General features: G+C 61.3%; 16 protein-coding genes and 1 riboswitch. Of the genes, 7 read left to right on the top strand and 9 right to left on the bottom strand.

Annotated elements, in window-relative coordinates; translation table 11 throughout:
* The first annotated feature begins 82 nt into the window (after positions 1–82).
* Positions 83–874, top strand: a complete 792-nt coding sequence (gene istB, locus ROS217_RS13030) for an IS21-like element helper ATPase IstB (RefSeq protein ID WP_009816053.1) — start codon at positions 83–85, stop codon at positions 872–874.
* A 608-nt stretch (positions 875–1,482) separates the two neighbouring features.
* Entirely contained in the window at positions 1,483–1,767 is a 285-nt protein-coding gene (locus ROS217_RS13020) for a hypothetical protein (RefSeq protein ID WP_009818230.1), read from the top strand.
* Here the strand turns inward: ROS217_RS13020 and ROS217_RS13015 are convergent.
* The 5 genes from ROS217_RS13015 to ROS217_RS12995 form a co-directional block, all read right to left on the bottom strand.
* Positions 1,761–3,374, bottom strand: coding sequence for a thiamine pyrophosphate-binding protein (locus ROS217_RS13015; protein ID WP_009818229.1), 1,614 nt, complete (start codon positions 3,372–3,374; stop codon positions 1,761–1,763). The genes ROS217_RS13020 and ROS217_RS13015 overlap by 7 nt on opposite strands.
* Positions 3,375–3,400: 26 nt before the next feature.
* The gene (locus ROS217_RS13010; protein WP_009818228.1) at positions 3,401–4,849 is read right to left on the bottom strand and encodes a TrkH family potassium uptake protein; all 1,449 of its coding nucleotides are present in this window, start codon (positions 4,847–4,849) and stop codon (positions 3,401–3,403) included.
* A 63-nt stretch (positions 4,850–4,912) separates the two neighbouring features.
* Positions 4,913–5,140 (bottom strand): DUF1127 domain-containing protein, encoded by a 228-nt coding sequence (locus ROS217_RS13005; RefSeq protein WP_009818227.1) that lies wholly within the window; start codon positions 5,138–5,140, stop codon positions 4,913–4,915.
* A 159-nt stretch (positions 5,141–5,299) separates the two neighbouring features.
* Positions 5,300–5,959, bottom strand: a complete 660-nt coding sequence (locus tag ROS217_RS13000) for a glutathione S-transferase N-terminal domain-containing protein (protein ID WP_009818226.1) — start codon at positions 5,957–5,959, stop codon at positions 5,300–5,302.
* Positions 5,960–5,987: 28 nt separating this feature from the next.
* Positions 5,988–6,929: a DUF726 domain-containing protein gene (locus tag ROS217_RS12995; protein ID WP_009818225.1), complete on the bottom strand. Its 942-nt coding sequence runs from the start codon at positions 6,927–6,929 to the stop codon at positions 5,988–5,990.
* Positions 6,930–7,042: 113 nt separating this feature from the next.
* A riboswitch (SAM riboswitch) is annotated at positions 7,043–7,119 on the top strand.
* 56 nt (positions 7,120–7,175) lie between these two features.
* Between ROS217_RS12995 and metZ the strand changes: the two genes are divergently transcribed.
* The 4 genes from metZ (at position 7,176) to ROS217_RS12975 (ending at position 10,760) form a co-directional block, all read left to right on the top strand.
* Complete coding sequence (gene metZ / locus ROS217_RS12990; RefSeq protein WP_009818224.1) at positions 7,176–8,360, top strand: O-succinylhomoserine sulfhydrylase; 1,185 nt, start codon at positions 7,176–7,178, stop codon at positions 8,358–8,360.
* A gap of 137 nt (positions 8,361–8,497) precedes the next feature.
* Entirely contained in the window at positions 8,498–9,598 is a 1,101-nt protein-coding gene (gene folE2 / locus ROS217_RS12985) for a GTP cyclohydrolase FolE2 (RefSeq protein WP_040651460.1), read from the top strand.
* Between the two features lie 165 nt (positions 9,599–9,763).
* Positions 9,764–10,414: a hypothetical protein gene (locus ROS217_RS24115; RefSeq protein ID WP_009818222.1), complete on the top strand. Its 651-nt coding sequence runs from the start codon at positions 9,764–9,766 to the stop codon at positions 10,412–10,414.
* 124 nt (positions 10,415–10,538) lie between these two features.
* Positions 10,539–10,760, top strand: coding sequence for a hypothetical protein (locus ROS217_RS12975; protein ID WP_009818221.1), 222 nt, complete (start codon positions 10,539–10,541; stop codon positions 10,758–10,760).
* Positions 10,761–10,805: 45 nt separating this feature from the next.
* On the opposite strand, the gene ROS217_RS12970 is transcribed toward ROS217_RS12975, so the two are convergent.
* Together ROS217_RS12970 and ROS217_RS12965 are read right to left on the bottom strand one after the other, a co-directional pair.
* Entirely contained in the window at positions 10,806–11,423 is a 618-nt protein-coding gene (locus ROS217_RS12970) for an inner membrane-spanning protein YciB (protein ID WP_009818220.1), read from the bottom strand.
* Between the two features lie 32 nt (positions 11,424–11,455).
* Positions 11,456–12,358, bottom strand: a complete 903-nt coding sequence (locus ROS217_RS12965; RefSeq protein WP_009818219.1) for an EamA family transporter — start codon at positions 12,356–12,358, stop codon at positions 11,456–11,458.
* A 30-nt stretch (positions 12,359–12,388) separates the two neighbouring features.
* On the opposite strand from ROS217_RS12965, the gene ROS217_RS12960 reads away from it, so the two are divergent.
* On the top strand, positions 12,389–12,904 hold the full coding sequence (locus ROS217_RS12960) for an MgtC/SapB family protein (protein WP_009818218.1): 516 nt from the start codon (positions 12,389–12,391) through the stop codon (positions 12,902–12,904).
* Between the two features lie 37 nt (positions 12,905–12,941).
* On the opposite strand, the gene ftsY is transcribed toward ROS217_RS12960, so the two are convergent.
* Together ftsY and ROS217_RS12950 are read right to left on the bottom strand one after the other, a co-directional pair.
* The gene (gene ftsY / locus ROS217_RS12955) at positions 12,942–14,135 is read right to left on the bottom strand and encodes a signal recognition particle-docking protein FtsY (RefSeq protein WP_009818217.1); all 1,194 of its coding nucleotides are present in this window, start codon (positions 14,133–14,135) and stop codon (positions 12,942–12,944) included.
* A gap of 69 nt (positions 14,136–14,204) precedes the next feature.
* Positions 14,205–15,902, bottom strand: coding sequence for an NAD(P)H-dependent oxidoreductase subunit E (locus tag ROS217_RS12950; protein WP_198134890.1), 1,698 nt, complete (start codon positions 15,900–15,902; stop codon positions 14,205–14,207).
* Positions 15,903–15,911 lie beyond the last annotated feature (9 nt).

The raw sequence follows: 15,911 nt of genomic DNA, 5'->3' as shown, positions 1-15,911 counted from the left end.
CCTCCAGCCGCTTGTCGCTGAGCCAGGAGCCGAGGCCAACGTCGCGCGCTATGATGGGTTGCGCGCCAGAAAGGAGTGCGCGATGCGTCATGATCCCGCAGGTGCTGCCATCGTCATCATGTTGCGCAGCCTGAAGATGCCAGGCATGGCGCAGGCTGTGCAGGATTTGCATGAGCAAGGATCGCCCGCATTTGAAGCCGCCATGCCGATCCTGTCGCAACTGCTCAAAGCGGAAATGGCCGAACGCGAGGTGCGCTCTATCGCCTATCACATGAAGGCGGCGCGCTTTCCGGCCTATAAAGACCTCTCTGGCTTCGACTTTGCCGCCAGCGAGATCCGTGAAGCCTTGGTCCGTCAACTTCATCGTTGTGAGTTTATGGACGCGGCTGAGAATGTGGTGCTGATCGGAGGTCCGGGGACAGGGAAATCACACGTTGCAACGGCTCTCGGCATTCAGGCCATCGAGCATCATCGTAAACGCGTGCGCTTCTTCTCAACCGTCGAACTGGTCAACGCGCTGGAGCAGGAAAAGGCTCACGGCAAGGCCGGGAAGATCGCCGAGGCGCTGGTCAAGACCGACTTGGTGATCCTGGACGAGCTGGGATATCTGCCGTTCAGCGCCTCTGGTGGCGCGCTGCTCTTCCATCTTCTGAGCAAACTCTATGAACGCACCAGCGTCATCATCACCACCAACCTGAGCTTCAGTGAATGGGCCAGCGTCTTTGGCGATGCCAAAATGACCACAGCGCTACTCGATCGTCTCACTCATCGCTGCCACATCCTCGAGACCGGCAATGACAGCTACCGCTTCAAGGCCAGCTCCGAAACGGCAAAGAAAAAGCGAAAGGAGGCAACAGCATTGACGCCATCATAATCAGCAGATCATAACGACTGGGTGGGTCAGATCTCGATGAAAATGCCGGGTCAGTTCTCAGTGACAATCAACATTGTGATGAAACATAGTGCCAAGGAAGGTGTTTTTTTCGCTTATTATATCGACATATATGGTTCCTTCCGACAGGTCACAGCACCTATCATGGCAGCCGCTCGGGCTGCCATTTAAATCATGCAAGGCATTGATTTTGCTTGGCCCTTCACACACGAGACCACATCGTCACACAGCGCGTCAAGGAATGCGCGCCACCTGAGCGAAGTACGCGTAGCACTCCGCAGAGTGCGATCTGTCGGGCACGGATGTAGTGACCTTATAAACACCCGGCACAGCACGGCTAAGAGCAGTCGATCAATCGCTCCAGATCGCCCCATCCTGCCTGATAATATTTCATTAAATTCAATTTCTTACGAAAGATCCACGACGCCAGCCTCCCGAATGCGCACAATTTGGGAATAAGTCTAAGTGAGGGTCGTTCTTTTGACATGGTCTTGACGCCAACGCGCCCCTGCAAGGCGGTGAACTCAAGACCCAAACACAGCAGTCTTGGCCGCAACAGCCAAACGCCCTCGTCAATTGGAGTCCATATCATGAGAACCATCCTGTCATTTGTCACGGCCATTACGCTCGGTCTGACCGGGTCCGCGCATGCGGATGTCTCAAAGAAAGTCGGGCGCGCCACTCAGATCAAGGTCGGCAACAGCAGCGTCATGCCCCCCGCCAACCATCAGGGCCAATGGTGGACCCACCCCTCGGGATGCGAATACTCCCGCACCGGGCGGCCCGGAGAAACCGTCTGGTATCTCATCATCAACACCGCCCGGCCCGGCTGCCCGGCCTATATTTCCGTAAGCGGTCGCAGCGATGTCTACTGACCCTGCTCCGACAACACCGGCGTCATATGGATCAGCGTGGGGCGGTCTGCGCACAGCGCCGCCTGCACCGCCTCTTGCAACGCCGTGGCACTCTGCGGGGCCACGGCATGCGCGCCATACGCCCGCGCAAGGGCGCAGAAATCAGGATTATGCGCCTTGACCGCATTGGGCGCGATCTGCGCGCGCACCATGCTGTCCTCGATCTCTTTCAGCTTGGTATTGTCCCAGATCAGGATCGGCAGGGCCAATCCCTGCTCGACCGCCGTGCCCAGTTCCTGCACCGTATACTGAAACCCGTAATCGCCCGCGATTGCGACCGTGGGCTTGCCCCGCCGCGCCATCGCCCCGCCAATCGCTGCAGGCAGCGCATAGCCCAGCGTGCCAAAGCCGGTGGGATGATGCCAGTGACCGGGCCGCGCCATTGGCCAGACCTCCTTGGCGACATAGGCGAATTGCGTCATGTCGGAATAGATCATCGTGTCCTCCGGCAGCGCCGCGCGCAAGGTGTCGCAAAGGCTGGCAATGCCGGGCCGCTCCGCATCGCTCTCGGCCCGCCACCGCGCCCGCGCGGACGCGATCTCTTCAGGCCGCCAGCCGCCACGAGGCCCAAGGTCGTGCGTCAAGAGCGCACGCCCGAGCGCGCCCGCATCCGCGAGAATCCGGCGATCTCCCGATACAGCCCCACCCAGAACGCTCGCGTCGATATCCACCCGGATCAGCGGCGCACGATGCCCCAAATCTGCCCGCCACAGATCGTTCTGCGACAACTCGCTGCCCACGACCAGCACAAGATCGGCCTCAGCGATGACCGACGCACTGTCAGGCCGCGCCAGATAGGCCCCAAAATCGAGCGGCGCCTCCACCCCCATGATCCCGCGCCCAGCATAGCTGGTAAAGGTCGCAGCCCCCAGCCGCGTGGCAATCTCGCGCCACGCCTCGGCACTTTTCACAGCCCCGCCGCCCAGAATGAGCAGCGGCTTGCGCGCGTGCGTCAGCGCCTCGGCCATCTCCGCCGCCACCTCAGCGGCCAGCACCGGCGCATGATCCAAAGCCACCGCCACAGGCGCCGCCTCGGCCATCCCTTCCAGCGCCGCAATCGGCACCTGAATATGCCGTGGCCTGCCGCGCCGCGTGGCAAACTCCACAAGCGCGCGGTCAATCAGCCGATAGGCACTGGCGGCATCCCGCGCCTCTTCGCTCCACTCACAGACACAGCCCGCCGCCGCGCGCTGATCGCGCATCTGGTGCAACTGCCCCTGTTGCGCCGCCGTCTCGTCCAGACAGGACGACAGCACCAGCACCGGCACACTGTCCGACCACGCCTGCCCCAGCGGCGTCAGGATATTGCACAGCCCCGGCCCGGTGATCACATAGGCCACACCCGGTTGGCCCGTGGCCCGCGCATAGCCATCGGCCATGAACCCCGCGCCCTGTTCATGCCGCGCGAGAACATGCGTGATCCCGGCCTCTTCGATCCCGCGATACATTTCCTGATTATGCACCCCCGGAATACCAAAGATCACCTCAACCCCGCGCGATTTCAGCATATGGCTGATCTGCGCCCCCAAGGGTGCCTGTGCGCGAAACTCAACGGATTTCTCAGCCATCTCAGGCTCCTTATGAGGTCAGAATGTTAAGGACGCCAGAATGACGGCAGAATGAGCACGATGACGGCCAGAATCTCCAACCGCCCCATCAACATGGCAAGAATCATCAATACCTTGGCCGCATCGGGAAAAGCCGAGAGCGATCCAGTCGCCCCCACACTCTGGCCAAAGGCGGGACCGACATTGAAGATCGAGGTCCAGGCCCCTGTGACCGATTCCATCAAGGTCAACCCTGTGAGTTCGAGGGCCACCGAAAAGAAGCCCAGCGACAGGATATAGACGGTGAAGAGGAGCATCACCGATTGCAAAACCTCATCTTCCACCTTTCGCCCCTCATGGCGCAGCACCATCACACTCGATGGGTTAAAGATTCGACGCGCCTGCTGCCCCAGAGCCCGCAACATGAGCTGGTAGCGGAAAATCTTGATGGAACAGCCCGTGGACCCCGTGCAGCCGCCAATCGCGCCAACCGCGATCAACACAACAAATGGAAAATTGCCCCAGGCCGTCACGTCGCCGTCGCCATATCCCGTGCCGGTGAAAATCGAGACCACGTTGAACAACCGCTCCCGCAGGCTTTCTTCGGTGATCCGGTCATTCATCAGGAAATCATAGAGTGCCACCAACGCAAACGCATAGAACAGCCAGCGCAGATAGGTGCGCACCTGCGTGTCGCGATAGATCGGTTCCAGATTGCCATGCACCCCCTGCATCATTCGCACAAAGGGCAGACTCGCAAGGATCATAAACAAAACGCAGGCATATTGCGGTGGCCCTGGAAACGCTCCGAAGGACACATCATAAGACGAGAAACCGCCAGTGGACACAGTGGTCAGCGCATGCACTGTCGCATCGAACGCCCCCATTCCCAGCGTCAAATAGCTCAGCGTACAGACCGCCGTCAGCCCAAGATAGACGTTCAGCACCCCTTTCGAGATGTCGATCGTGCGCGGCAGCGCCTTGCCAAAGGTGTCAAACCCTTCGGCGCGAAAGAACTGCATCCCCCCCACCCGCATTTCTGGCAGAAAAACCAGCGCAACGATCACGATCCCAAGGCCGCCCAACCATTGCAGAATGCCGCGCCACAGCAACAGCCCCTTTGGCAGGTCATCGAGCCCGGCGATTACTGTCGCACCTGTCGTCGTGACGCCTGACATCGCTTCAAAAAACGCGTCAATGAACCCCAACCGGGTCTCACCCAGAATGAACGGCAGCGCTCCAAAAAGCGGCAGCGCCACCCAGACCAGCGTGGTCAGCAAAAACGCCTGTTGGATCGTCAGCCCCTGACCCACAGAATTCTTGCAGGCCAAGGCCACGAGCCCCCCCATCAGGCAGGTCACGATCATGCTTTCGGCAAACACCGGCCAATGGTCCCGCCCTTCGGCGATATCCACCAAAAGCGGCAACGCCATGGTCAGGCCCATGGCCATGACCATCAGGCCAACGAGATATCCCACGGGTCGCATATCGAACATGAGGCGCAGAGTTGGCGGTTGCCACTCAGACTGTCAAGCTGGATCAGCGCTTGCGCGGCCCTCTTAATCCGGCAGAATGTCCTCGAACACAAAGCTCGGTATATCACTACGGCTCAGGCCCATGCTTGCCAGTTCCGACTCGCTTAGGCTCTGAAGATAGGCCACACTCGCAATCCTCTGGCGCGCCAAGAGATAGCCATTCATCCCGGCGGCGCGTTCCACCAGAAAAAGATCCAGATCGCGCCGCCATTGGGCGGGCATGAACCGGGTTATCAGGTCGCTTTCGGCCATGGGGTTCCCTTTCTTGGATCAGACAGGTCCCCTCCCTTTGCTCATGATACCGCAACAGATCGCAAAAATCGCGCACCCTGTTGAATGCCGCGCAAAGTGTTGCTGCATTGCAGCATTCCCATCAACTCGGCCTCACCCACCGCAATAGCTGTCTGCGACTCACGGCTTCGCGGTCGGATCACGTCGCTTGTCGGCATGCAATGCCCGCCCGCGCCGGACCCCCTCCCGCGCTCCCACACGCTCGAGCCAGCGGGCGAAATGCGGCTTGTCCTCCAGCGTCTGTTGCTGCCCCTCCCAGAGCGAGCACCAGCCCCAGAGCGCCATATCGGCGATGGAGTAAAAATCACCTGCAACAAAGTCATGGCCGGCCAATTGCCGATCGAGGACGCCATAAAGCCGCGCCACCTCACCCCGGTAGCGGTCCTTGGCATAGGGGATATCGTCCTTGGCGAATTTCAGGAAATGATGCGCCTGACCAGCCATTGGCCCGACACCGCCCATCTGCCACATCAGCCATTGATCGACCGCGATGTGGTCGCGCATGCTCTCGCCATAAAACTGCCCGGTCTTGCGCGCCAGATATTGCAGGATCGCACCGGATTCGAAAATATGGATCGGCGCGCCGTCCGGCCCGTCGGGGTCGGTGATGGCGGGGATGCGATTGTTGGGCGAGATTTTCAGATACTCAGGGGCATGCTGATCGCCCGCCCCAATATCAATTAGGTGACAGCGATACGGCAGGCCCATTTCCTCGAGGGCGATGGAAACTTTCCAGCCATTCGGCGTGGGCCAGTAATAGAGGTCAATCGGGGCGGGCATCGGTCAGTCTCCTGCGCAGTGTGCGCGCTCAGAATGACGGTTTGCGGCCCATTGGCAAGGGCAGGCGTATCTCTGGCAGGGTCAAAAGGCGCGACCAGCGCGGTTCGGATACGCAAGGCAGCGCCGCCCGGAGCGCGCCAAGCGGCAAATCCGGGCCACGGCGCAACAGGCTGTTGTAAAGGCCAAAGACACCGGGCCGGGTATAGGGCGACCAGTGACAGATACGCGCTGTCGCAGGCGCTATGGCAAATCCCGCACGCTCCAGCGCCGCCAATGTGCCGGAATGGTCCATCTGAAGGTTCAGCACATTGGCCCCGCTGGGCAGCGCAAGGCCCAGACTCCGGTCGCCGCGTTTGGGCGGGGCAATGAGACATTCCAACAGGAAATCGTAAAAATCATTCTCGCGGCTGGTGATATTGATCACCTCTGCACAGCGCCCCGCAGGTGTGTCGAGCGCCTCTGCCGCGCGCTGACCAAATTCCGCCCCTGCCAACAGGATCACCCGGCTCAACGCCCCCGCCTGCAAATGCCGCAGCGCCGAGAGGACAACCCGCGCGCCCAGCGAATGCGCCACCGCGTGAATGGGCCGCTCCGGGGCAATGGCGCGACACATCTCAATCACCTGCGCCAGTTGGCGACCCGCCTCAGCCGCCTCGGCATAGGCACCCCAGATATGGCCACGCGCCTGCCAGCCAAACCCGATGCCCAACCCTTCGTCAGGCGCACCCGCGCCAAATCCCAACCCGGCAGGCCAACTGCGCACCTTGAAACAGGTGCGCTCCGGGGCGAGCGAAAAAATGTGGCGATGCGGGCATTCCGTGGGATGGTTGGGCGCGTATTTGAAGCCATGCACCATCACGATCACGGGGCCATCTCCCGCTGCGAGACCGGACAGGACAGAGTCCAGATCACCCGGCCCGTCATGCACCATCGGCCCCATTGGCCCCGCATTCACATGGATCAGCGGCATGTCCCTCATCCCACTAGATGTTGTGGGTGTGGGGTAACCGACACATACGTCGCTAAGGTGACGCTTGCATGAAACCTGCGTGACACAGTTGACGACGCCCGCACGCAGGAGTAATGCGCGACTGTGGCGATTTGTTACCGGATTGCGGGCCACGTTAAACAAACCGCTAAAAGGTCAGGATGAAAGGCCCCTTTCGCTTGACCGCGTCGGGGCTTTTTTCATGGGCGGGCTGCCCGGAGGTTGGATATGAGCGAGACTTGGCAAAAGCGCACCAAACTGGTGCATGGCGGCACGCGACGCAGCCAGTATAACGAGGTGAGCGAAGCGATTTTCCTCACCCAAGGGTTTGTCTATGACACCGCCGAGGCGGCGGAGGCGCGGTTCATCAAGGCGGGCGCGGATGAGTTCATCTATGCCCGCTATGGCAACCCCACCGTCGCGATGTTCGAAGACCGGATCGCAGCCCTTGAGGGTGCCGAGGATGCCTTTGCCACCGCAAGCGGCATGGCGGCTGTCTCGGGCGCGCTCACGTCGATGCTGCGGTCAGGCGACCATGTGGTGTCCGCCCGTGCCCTATTCGGCTCCTGCCTCTATGTGCTCGAGGAAATCCTGACCCGGTTCGGGGTCGAGGTGACTTTCGTCGATGGCACCGATCTGGACCAATGGCGCGCGGCGATCCGGCCCGGCACCAAGGCGGTATTCTTCGAGACCATCTCGAACCCCACGCTCGACGTGGTCGATATCCGCGCGGTGGCGGAGTTGGCCCATGCGGCGGGCGCGCTCGTGCTGGTGGACAATGTTTTTGCCACACCCGTCTTTTCCCGCGCCATCGAACAGGGTGCGGATGTGGTGATCTATTCCGCGACCAAGCATATCGACGGGCAAGGCCGCACACTGGGCGGGGTGATCCTCGGCACGCGCGATTTCATCCGCGGCACGGTTGAACCCTACATGAAACACACCGGCGGCTCGATGTCGCCCTTCACGGCTTGGGTCATGCTCAAGGGGCTCGAGACCATCGACCTGCGCGTGCGCGCACAGACCGCAAGCGCACAGACGATTGCCGAGGCCTTGCAGGGCGATGCGCGTCTGGCACGGGTGATCTATCCGGGTCTGCCTGACCATCCGCAGCACGCTCTGGTGCGCGCGCAGATGGGCGAAGGCGGCACGGTTCTGGCGCTCGACCTCAAGGGCGGGCAAGAGGCGGCCTTCCGCTTCCTGAACGCGCTGGACATCGTGATCATCTCGAACAATCTGGGCGATGCGAAATCCATCGTGACCCACCCCGCCACCACCACGCACCAACGCCTGCCTGCCGATCAAAAGGCGGCGCTCGGTATCACACCGGGCCTTGTCCGATTGAGCGTAGGGCTGGAAGATTGCGGCGATCTGATCGACGACATTCGCAATGCCCTGGAGGCCGCAGGCTGAGAGCAAAAAGTTTTTCAGCTATTTCCGGAGCTTGAATGATCCGCTTTGCCGCATTTGGCGTAAATCCCTACGATAATAGCAATTCCTGCCAAAACGCTATATGTAAGGGTCTGGCAGAGCTGAAGGGAAGTTTTGCGATGAATGTGCATCCGTCTGAAATGAAGCCTGCACCGGATCGGGACGAGGCTAAGGAAGCGCTTGCGCTTTTGCGGGATTGGGCGCGCGCCGCCTCCCCAGAGGAAGTGGCCGATCTCGACCCGGCAATCGCGCGGCTCCTGCCCTCGGGCGAACTGTCGAATTACCCTCTTTTGGCGCGCGACTACCCAGAGGATTTCGCGACCAATCCGGCCTATCTTGCCACCCTGCCCGACCTGCAAAACGGCCCCGCGTCACTTATTCGCGGCACCAGACAGCAGTTGCAACATGTGGGGATTTCCAATTTCCGCCTGCCGATCCGTTACCATACCCGCGACAATGGCGACTTGACGCTCGAGACTTCGGTCACGGGCACGGTCAGCCTTGATGCGGGCAAAAAGGGCATCAACATGTCCCGGATCATGCGCAGTTTCTACAAACACGCCGAAAAGACCTTCAGCGCCGAGGTGATGGAGGCGGCTTTGGCCGATTACATCACCGATCTCGAGTCGGTCGATGCGCGCCTGCAAATGCGCCTCTCCTACCCGGCCAAGGTGCGCTCGCTGCGTTCGGGTCTGGAGGGCTTTCAATATTACGACATCGCAATGGAACTGGTCGAATCCGCCGGGATCAAGCGCAAGTTCATGCATCTCGATTACGTCTATTCCTCAACCTGCCCCTGCTCGCTGGAACTCAGCGAACATGCGCGGTCTGCACGCGGCCAGCTTGCGACGCCCCATTCTCAGCGCTCGGTTGCGAGGATTTCGGTCGAGCTGATCGAAAACGACTGCCTCTGGTTCGAGGATTTGATTGAATTGGCCCGTCGCGCCGTGCCAACCGAGACGCAAGTGATGGTCAAGCGAGAGGATGAACAGGCCTTTGCCGAATTGAACGCCGCCAATCCGATTTTTGTCGAGGATGCGGCACGGCTCTTTTGTGAACAGTTGCTCTCCGATCCCCGCATCGGGGATTTCCGCATTATCGCCAGCCATCAAGAGAGCTTGCACAGCCATGATGCCGTCAGCGTTCTGACCGAGGGCGAGACCTTTGCCGCGCAAAGTCTCGATCCAAAATTGTTTCAGACGCTGATTCACGGGCGATAAGCGCGGAAATCAGGCGAGACGGCGAGAATTTAAGCAGAAATCCGCGTAGCGCTACGATTGTGATTTGACCTACGGTCAAATTGCTGCAACGCAGCGATGCGCGCGTTATATTCTGTCATCCGTCTGCGCTAAGCGTAGGGCGCACCTGTTGAAAGGGACGAAACCATGCTTGCTCCTGACCTTCCGCTGAAACTTTCCGCCGCCGGAATCCGCTTCACCGGATATATGATTGAAAAACAGCTGCGCGTCGCGCAGGTCTTCGGCGAGGCTGCCTTAAAGGCGGGCCCCTTTGCGCGGGGGATGGCCGACAAGGCCGCAACACCTGCCGCTCCGGCCAAAACAGAGGCGCCAAAATCAGAGGCACAGGCGGCAAAATCCCCCGCAAAACCGCGTCCTGCCAAACGGGCCAAGACCGCCGCGACGAAACCAGCCGTGGTTGCAACGCCGAAACCCGCCCCAGTTCCCGAGGCAAAAGCCGCCCCCGCTCCCCCCGCCCCTGCCCCCGTGGCCAAAACCCCAACGCCCGTGACCGCGCCGACACCGACACCGGCACCCGCTCCAGCACCGGCCGCCGCCCCAAAGGCAGCAGTCGCGGCACCTGCCCCGACGCCCAAGGCGGCGACCCCATCCGCGCCCGCCAAGGACCCGGTGACCGAGGTCAAAGCGGCACCGCAGCCCGTCAAAGCGCAAGCACCTCAGCCCGCCCCGGCGGCCACGACCGCGTCGCCTGCCGAACCAACACCGCCCAAGCGTCCGCGCACGCCGTCGACGCCCCCCGCGATGCCGGCCCCCGCGACCAAGGTGAAACCTGACTGATCCGATCAGGCCGGGATGCATCCGTTGCAACCCGGCCATTCCTTTTCGGTGGTGGTCACGTCAACCCCACTGACCTATGTTCACAGCAGGGAGGAAACCAAACACAATTCAAGTGAGGTTTCCAATGGCGAATATCACAACAAACGTTTCCGCATCGCCGCTGCGCGAAGTCTGGAAACGATTCACGGCTGCACTGATCCGCGGGCTTGAGGCACACGCTGCCGTGACCTCACGGCGCAACCGGATTGAGGCACTCGAAGCGAAATCCGACGCGGAACTGGCCCGTATGGGTCTGCGCCGCGAAGACATCGCTTACCATGTCTTCAAGGATCTGTTCTACGCCTGACCCAATATTTGGGGCGGCCCTGTCCGGACCGCCCCGCCGCAGGACTTATGCGCTCTTGTCATCCTCCTCGGAGGAATGATCCCGAAACAGCGCACCTTGCGCCATGAAGAACAGAAATATTGCCGCCGTCAGGCCAAAGGTCTTGAAATAGACCCAGATTTCTTCGGTCTGTGTGCGCCAGATCGCTTCGTTCAGCACCGCCAGACCAAAGAAGAACAGCATCAATCGCCGGGTGAGGATCATCCAACCCGCATCGGTCAGCGGCATCACCCCCTCCATCACATATTGCAGATATGAGCGCCCACGCATCAGCCCATATCCCAACACCCCACCGAACAGCAGATAGATCATCGTCGGTTTCATCTTGAAGAACCGCGGATCGTTGAACCAGACGCTGAGTCCACCAAACACCACGATCAGCACCGCCGTGACCACCTGCATCCGGCTCAGATGCCCCGTCAGCCGCCACAAAAGGCCCATCGAGATCAGGAACACCGGAATAAACCCGGCTGTGACCACAATGAACCCCTCATACTCTGTGCCGCCAATCGTAAAGACCCGGTCTTTCAGCCAGAGATAGGCGGCGAAAAACCCCAGAACCGGGCCAAATTCCAGCACCGGCTTGGCCCATTTGGGCGGCTGCGTGTCATTCATCTCAATCATCGCTCCTGTCTGTCCTTCGGCTTGTGCCGCATTCAGCCGCCCATCTCAACTATGACCGCGCCTGCGGCGATCAAGGCCATGAGCGCAATACGTCGCGGCCCCACGGTTTCCTTGAGAACCAGCCACCCGATGAGGGCCGCGAACACCGTCGACGTCTCGCGCAACACCGCCGCTTCGCCCACCTTGTCAAGGCGCGTGGCCAGCATGATCGACCCAAAAGAGAAAAACGCCACCACCCCGCCCGTGACCCCACGAAGCATCAACGGGCCCACCGTTGGCCTCTCTGGAAGGTTGCGCCAGCGCAGATAGGCAAACGGCGGGATCGTCAGCCCGTCGAGAAAAAAGAACCACGCAAGGAACGTGAACGGATCAGCGGCGGCCCGGATACCATAGGCATCATAGGTGGTGTAAAACGCCACGAACAGCCCCGTCGCCACCGCCAGACCCAGCGCCAGTGGCATGGTATCGCGGTTGAGCGTGAGCGTGCGCAGGTTATAGACCGCGAGCCCGTAAATCCCGCACAAGAGCACCCCCACGCCCAGCCATTGCACCGGTGTGAACACCTCTCCAAAAATCGCATAGGCGCCGATCACCGTGAAAAGCGGCCCGGTCCCACGCACCACCGGATAAACCACGGTATAGGCGCCCTTGGTATAGGCCATCGCCTGCAACACCTTATAGCCGATATGGATCACCACCGCGCCGGCAAAGATCGGCCACATATGCGCCTCGGGCCAGGGCACGACAAAAAGGGCCAAAGGTGCTGCCATAGCGGCATAGCTGGCATCAATCGCCCCCCGACTGAGCCAGGGATCGTGCCGCCCCTTCTGCAACGCGCCAAACACCGCATGCAAGAGCGCCGCCGCCAATGCCAACATCATCGCGAGATGGTGACCGGCCTCGGTCCCCTCGAGCGAAATCAGCCAGGCACTCATAGCGCATGTCTCGCATCACTGCGGCGGATCATGCTAAACTTTGAGACAACCTCACAGCACGGCGGCATCGACCAACTCATGATCGACATCATTCTCCAAGAGCTTTCCGGCACGTTCAGCAGTGTATCACCCCTTGTCGCCGCAACCCGGATGGTTGCCGCACTCGTGCTCGGCGAGGCGATTGGCGCCGAGCGGGAAAGCAAACACAAGCCCGCAGGCCTGCGGACACATATGCTGGTGTCGATCGCGGCCTGCCTCTTCATTCTGGTCAGCCAGCAATTGGCCACGCTCTCTTTCGGGGCACAAGACGCCCTGCGCGTCGACCCCCTGCGTCTGGTAGAGGCCGTGACCGCCGGGGTCGCCTTTCTGGCCGCCGGAACCATTTTCACCTCACGGGGCCATGTCCATAACATCACCACCGGCGCGTCGATGTGGCTCGCAGGGGCCATCGGTCTTGCGTGTGGCTCCGGACAGATGCCCCTCGCAGCCATGGCAACGGCCATCGTTTTGCTGGTGCTGTATGTGGTCGGACTGCTCGAAAAGTAACGCGGCGCACTCTGTCGGCGCGGGACCGTCCTGACCGTCATCGCGCGTCGAGGCCGGTCAAAGCTGCGGCAAACTCCTGCGGATCGAACGGGGCCAGATCGTCGATCTGCTCGCCCACCCCGATGGCATGGATCGGCAGGCCGAACTTATCCGCCAGTGCGACCAACACACCACCGCGCGCAGTGCCGTCGAGCTTGGTCATGATCAGCCCCGAGACATCGGCGAGTTTCTGAAAGGTCGCGACCTGGCTCAGTGCATTTTGCCCCGTCGTAGCGTCGAGCACGAGCAACGTGTTATGCGGCGCACTTGGGTCTTTCTTCCGGATCACCCGCACGATCTTGGCCAGTTCCTCCATCAGGTCGGCGCGATTCTGCAACCGTCCGGCGGTGTCGATCATCAAGAGATCCGCCCCCTCCGCCTCGGCGCGGGTCATCGCGTCATAGGCGAGGCTCGCCGGGTCCGATCCCTCCGGCGCGGTCATCACGGGCACGCCCGCCCGCTCGCCCCAGACCTGAAGCTGCTCGACAGCGGCTGCACGAAACGTGTCCCCCGCAGCGATCACCACCGATTTGCCCGCCGATTTGAACTGTGCCGCGAGCTTGCCGATGGTCGTGGTCTTGCCCGAGCCATTGACGCCCACCACCAGCACCACCTGCGGACGTTTTGCGTAAATCGGCATGGGGCGCGCCACAGGGTCCATGATCCGCGCGATCTCCTGCGCCAGCAATTCCTTGATTTCCTGCGTCGAGAGCCGCTTGCCCATGCGCCCCTCGGCCATATTCGCCGTGACGCGCAGTGCCGTATCCACGCCCATATCCGCACCAATCAGCAATTCCTCAAGGCTCTCGAGCATCGCATCGTCAAGCACACGGCGCGGCGCGACCTCTCCTGCGCCCCGGCCCAGAATACGCCCGAGAAACCCGGCACGCGGCGCGGCGTCGGGCAGGTCAGCGGGGATTTCCATCGGCACCGCCGGGGCAACGCCCCCGGACGGCAGTGGCGGCACCTCTTGGGGACCAGGATCGACAGGAGCCTCTTGCGGCGGCGGCGCAGGCACTTCCTGCGGTCGCGGCGGAATCCCCGGCGGCGCCGGGTCCGGCTCAGTGTCCGGCGCGGGAACCGTAGGTGTCGGCTCCTCTGCGCGCCCCTCGTCTACAATCGCCTCCAACCCCTCTTCGAGCTTGGAAGAGGATTTGAACAACCGTTCCTTGAGTTTCGAGAAAAACGCCATGCGCCCTCCGATCCGCGTGTCAGTCCTGACCTAATGCGGATCGAAGGGAGATGGAAGCCTGCGCTTGGCTCAGATTTCGTCGGCGAAATGCTTCATCGTCAAGCGAATGGGATTGGGCGCAGCCTGTCCCAGCCCGCAGATGCTGGCATCCGACATGGCGGTGCACAGCTCTGCCAAGAGTGGCTGATCCCAGGTGTCGGCCTGCATCAGCTTGACCGCCTTTTCACAGCCCACCCGGCACGGCGTGCATTGCCCACAGCTCTCATCCTCAAAGAACCGCAGCATGTTCAGCGCCGCATCCCGCGCCCGGTCATGGTCCGACAGCACCACCACCGCCGCCGATCCGATAAAGCTGCCATGCGGTTGCAACGTGTCAAAATCGAGAGGAATATCGTTCATCGACGCAGGCAACAGCCCCGAAGACGGCCCGCCCGGCTGATAGGCCTTAAAGCTGTGACCCTCCAGCATGCCGCCCGCTGCCGCGATGATATCGGTGATGGTGGAGCCCGCCGGCAAAAGATGAACGCCGGGATTTTTCACCCGCCCGGACACCGAATAGGACCGCAGCCCCTTGCGGCCATTATGCTCAACACTGTTCAGAATTTCCGGCCCCTCGCGCAGGATGCGCGTGACCCAGAGCAGGGTTTCCACGTTATTCACCAGCGTCGGGCGGTTGAAAATGCCCACTTGCGCCACAAACGGCGGACGATGGCGCGGCAGACCGCGGTTACCCTCGATCGACTCGATCATGGCACTTTCTTCACCGCAGATATAGGCACCCGCGCCCCGGCGCAGTTCCACATAGCCCGCCGCGATCAGCCCCGCCGCTTCAAGTGCGGCAATCTCGCTCGCGAGAATCTCTAACACCGCCGGATATTCATCGCGCATGTAGATAAAGCAGCGCTCCGCCGCCACGGCCCAGGCGGCAATCAGCATCCCCTCAAGGAAAAGATGTGGCTGCCGCTCGAGGTAGTAGCGGTCCTTGAACGTGCCCGGCTCGCCCTCGTCGCCATTCACGGCCAGATAGCGCGGCCCGGCCTCGGCCCGCACAAAGCCCCATTTGCGCCCCGACGGAAAACCCGCCCCGCCCAGACCCCGCAACCCGGCATCGAGCAAGGTCTGCTGCACGCGCTCGAATTCTGCGTCGGCATTGGCGACGGCCCGCAGATCCGCCAGCGTGGCATAACCACCTGCGGCACGATACGCCTCAAATCCCTCGTACTCTGGCACATGCGCGTGGGTGTCGCCCGCCGCAACCGCCGCAAGAACGCTCTCGGGCGTGGCGTGATCGATATGATGGTGGCCCAATTCGACCACCGGCGCAGTATCACACCGCCCCATGCAGGGCGCGCGCAGAATGCGGACTTGGCCCGGATCAACCCCGTCTTCCAGAGCCGATTTCAAAGCCTGCGCCCCGGCCAATTCGCAACTCAGCGAATCGCAAACCCGAATCGTGAGCGCAGGCGGCGGGGTCTCGCCTTCGCGGATCACGTCAAAATGCGCGTAAAAACTTGCAACTTCATAAACTTCGGCCTGGGACAGACGCATTTCTTCGGCCAAGGCCCGCAAATGCGCCGCAGAAAGATGTCCGAACTGGTCCTGAATACGGTGCAGATACTCGATCAAGAGATCACGCCGCCGCGGTCCCTCGCCCAAGAGCGCCTGAACCTCAGCCCAAGCACCATCCTCCAACTGCCGACCCTTTGGCGTGCGACGACCTTTGCCGTTCCCAGATTTCCAGACGCCTTTGCGATCATCCAATGCCATTGCGATCAT

Origin of the sequence: Roseovarius sp. 217 (assembly GCF_000152845.1) — a bacterium.
Classification (GTDB): Bacteria; Pseudomonadota; Alphaproteobacteria; order Rhodobacterales; family Rhodobacteraceae; genus Roseovarius.
The sequence above is the reverse complement of the archived record's forward strand: the minus strand, read 5'-3'. Positions and strand labels throughout refer to the sequence as shown.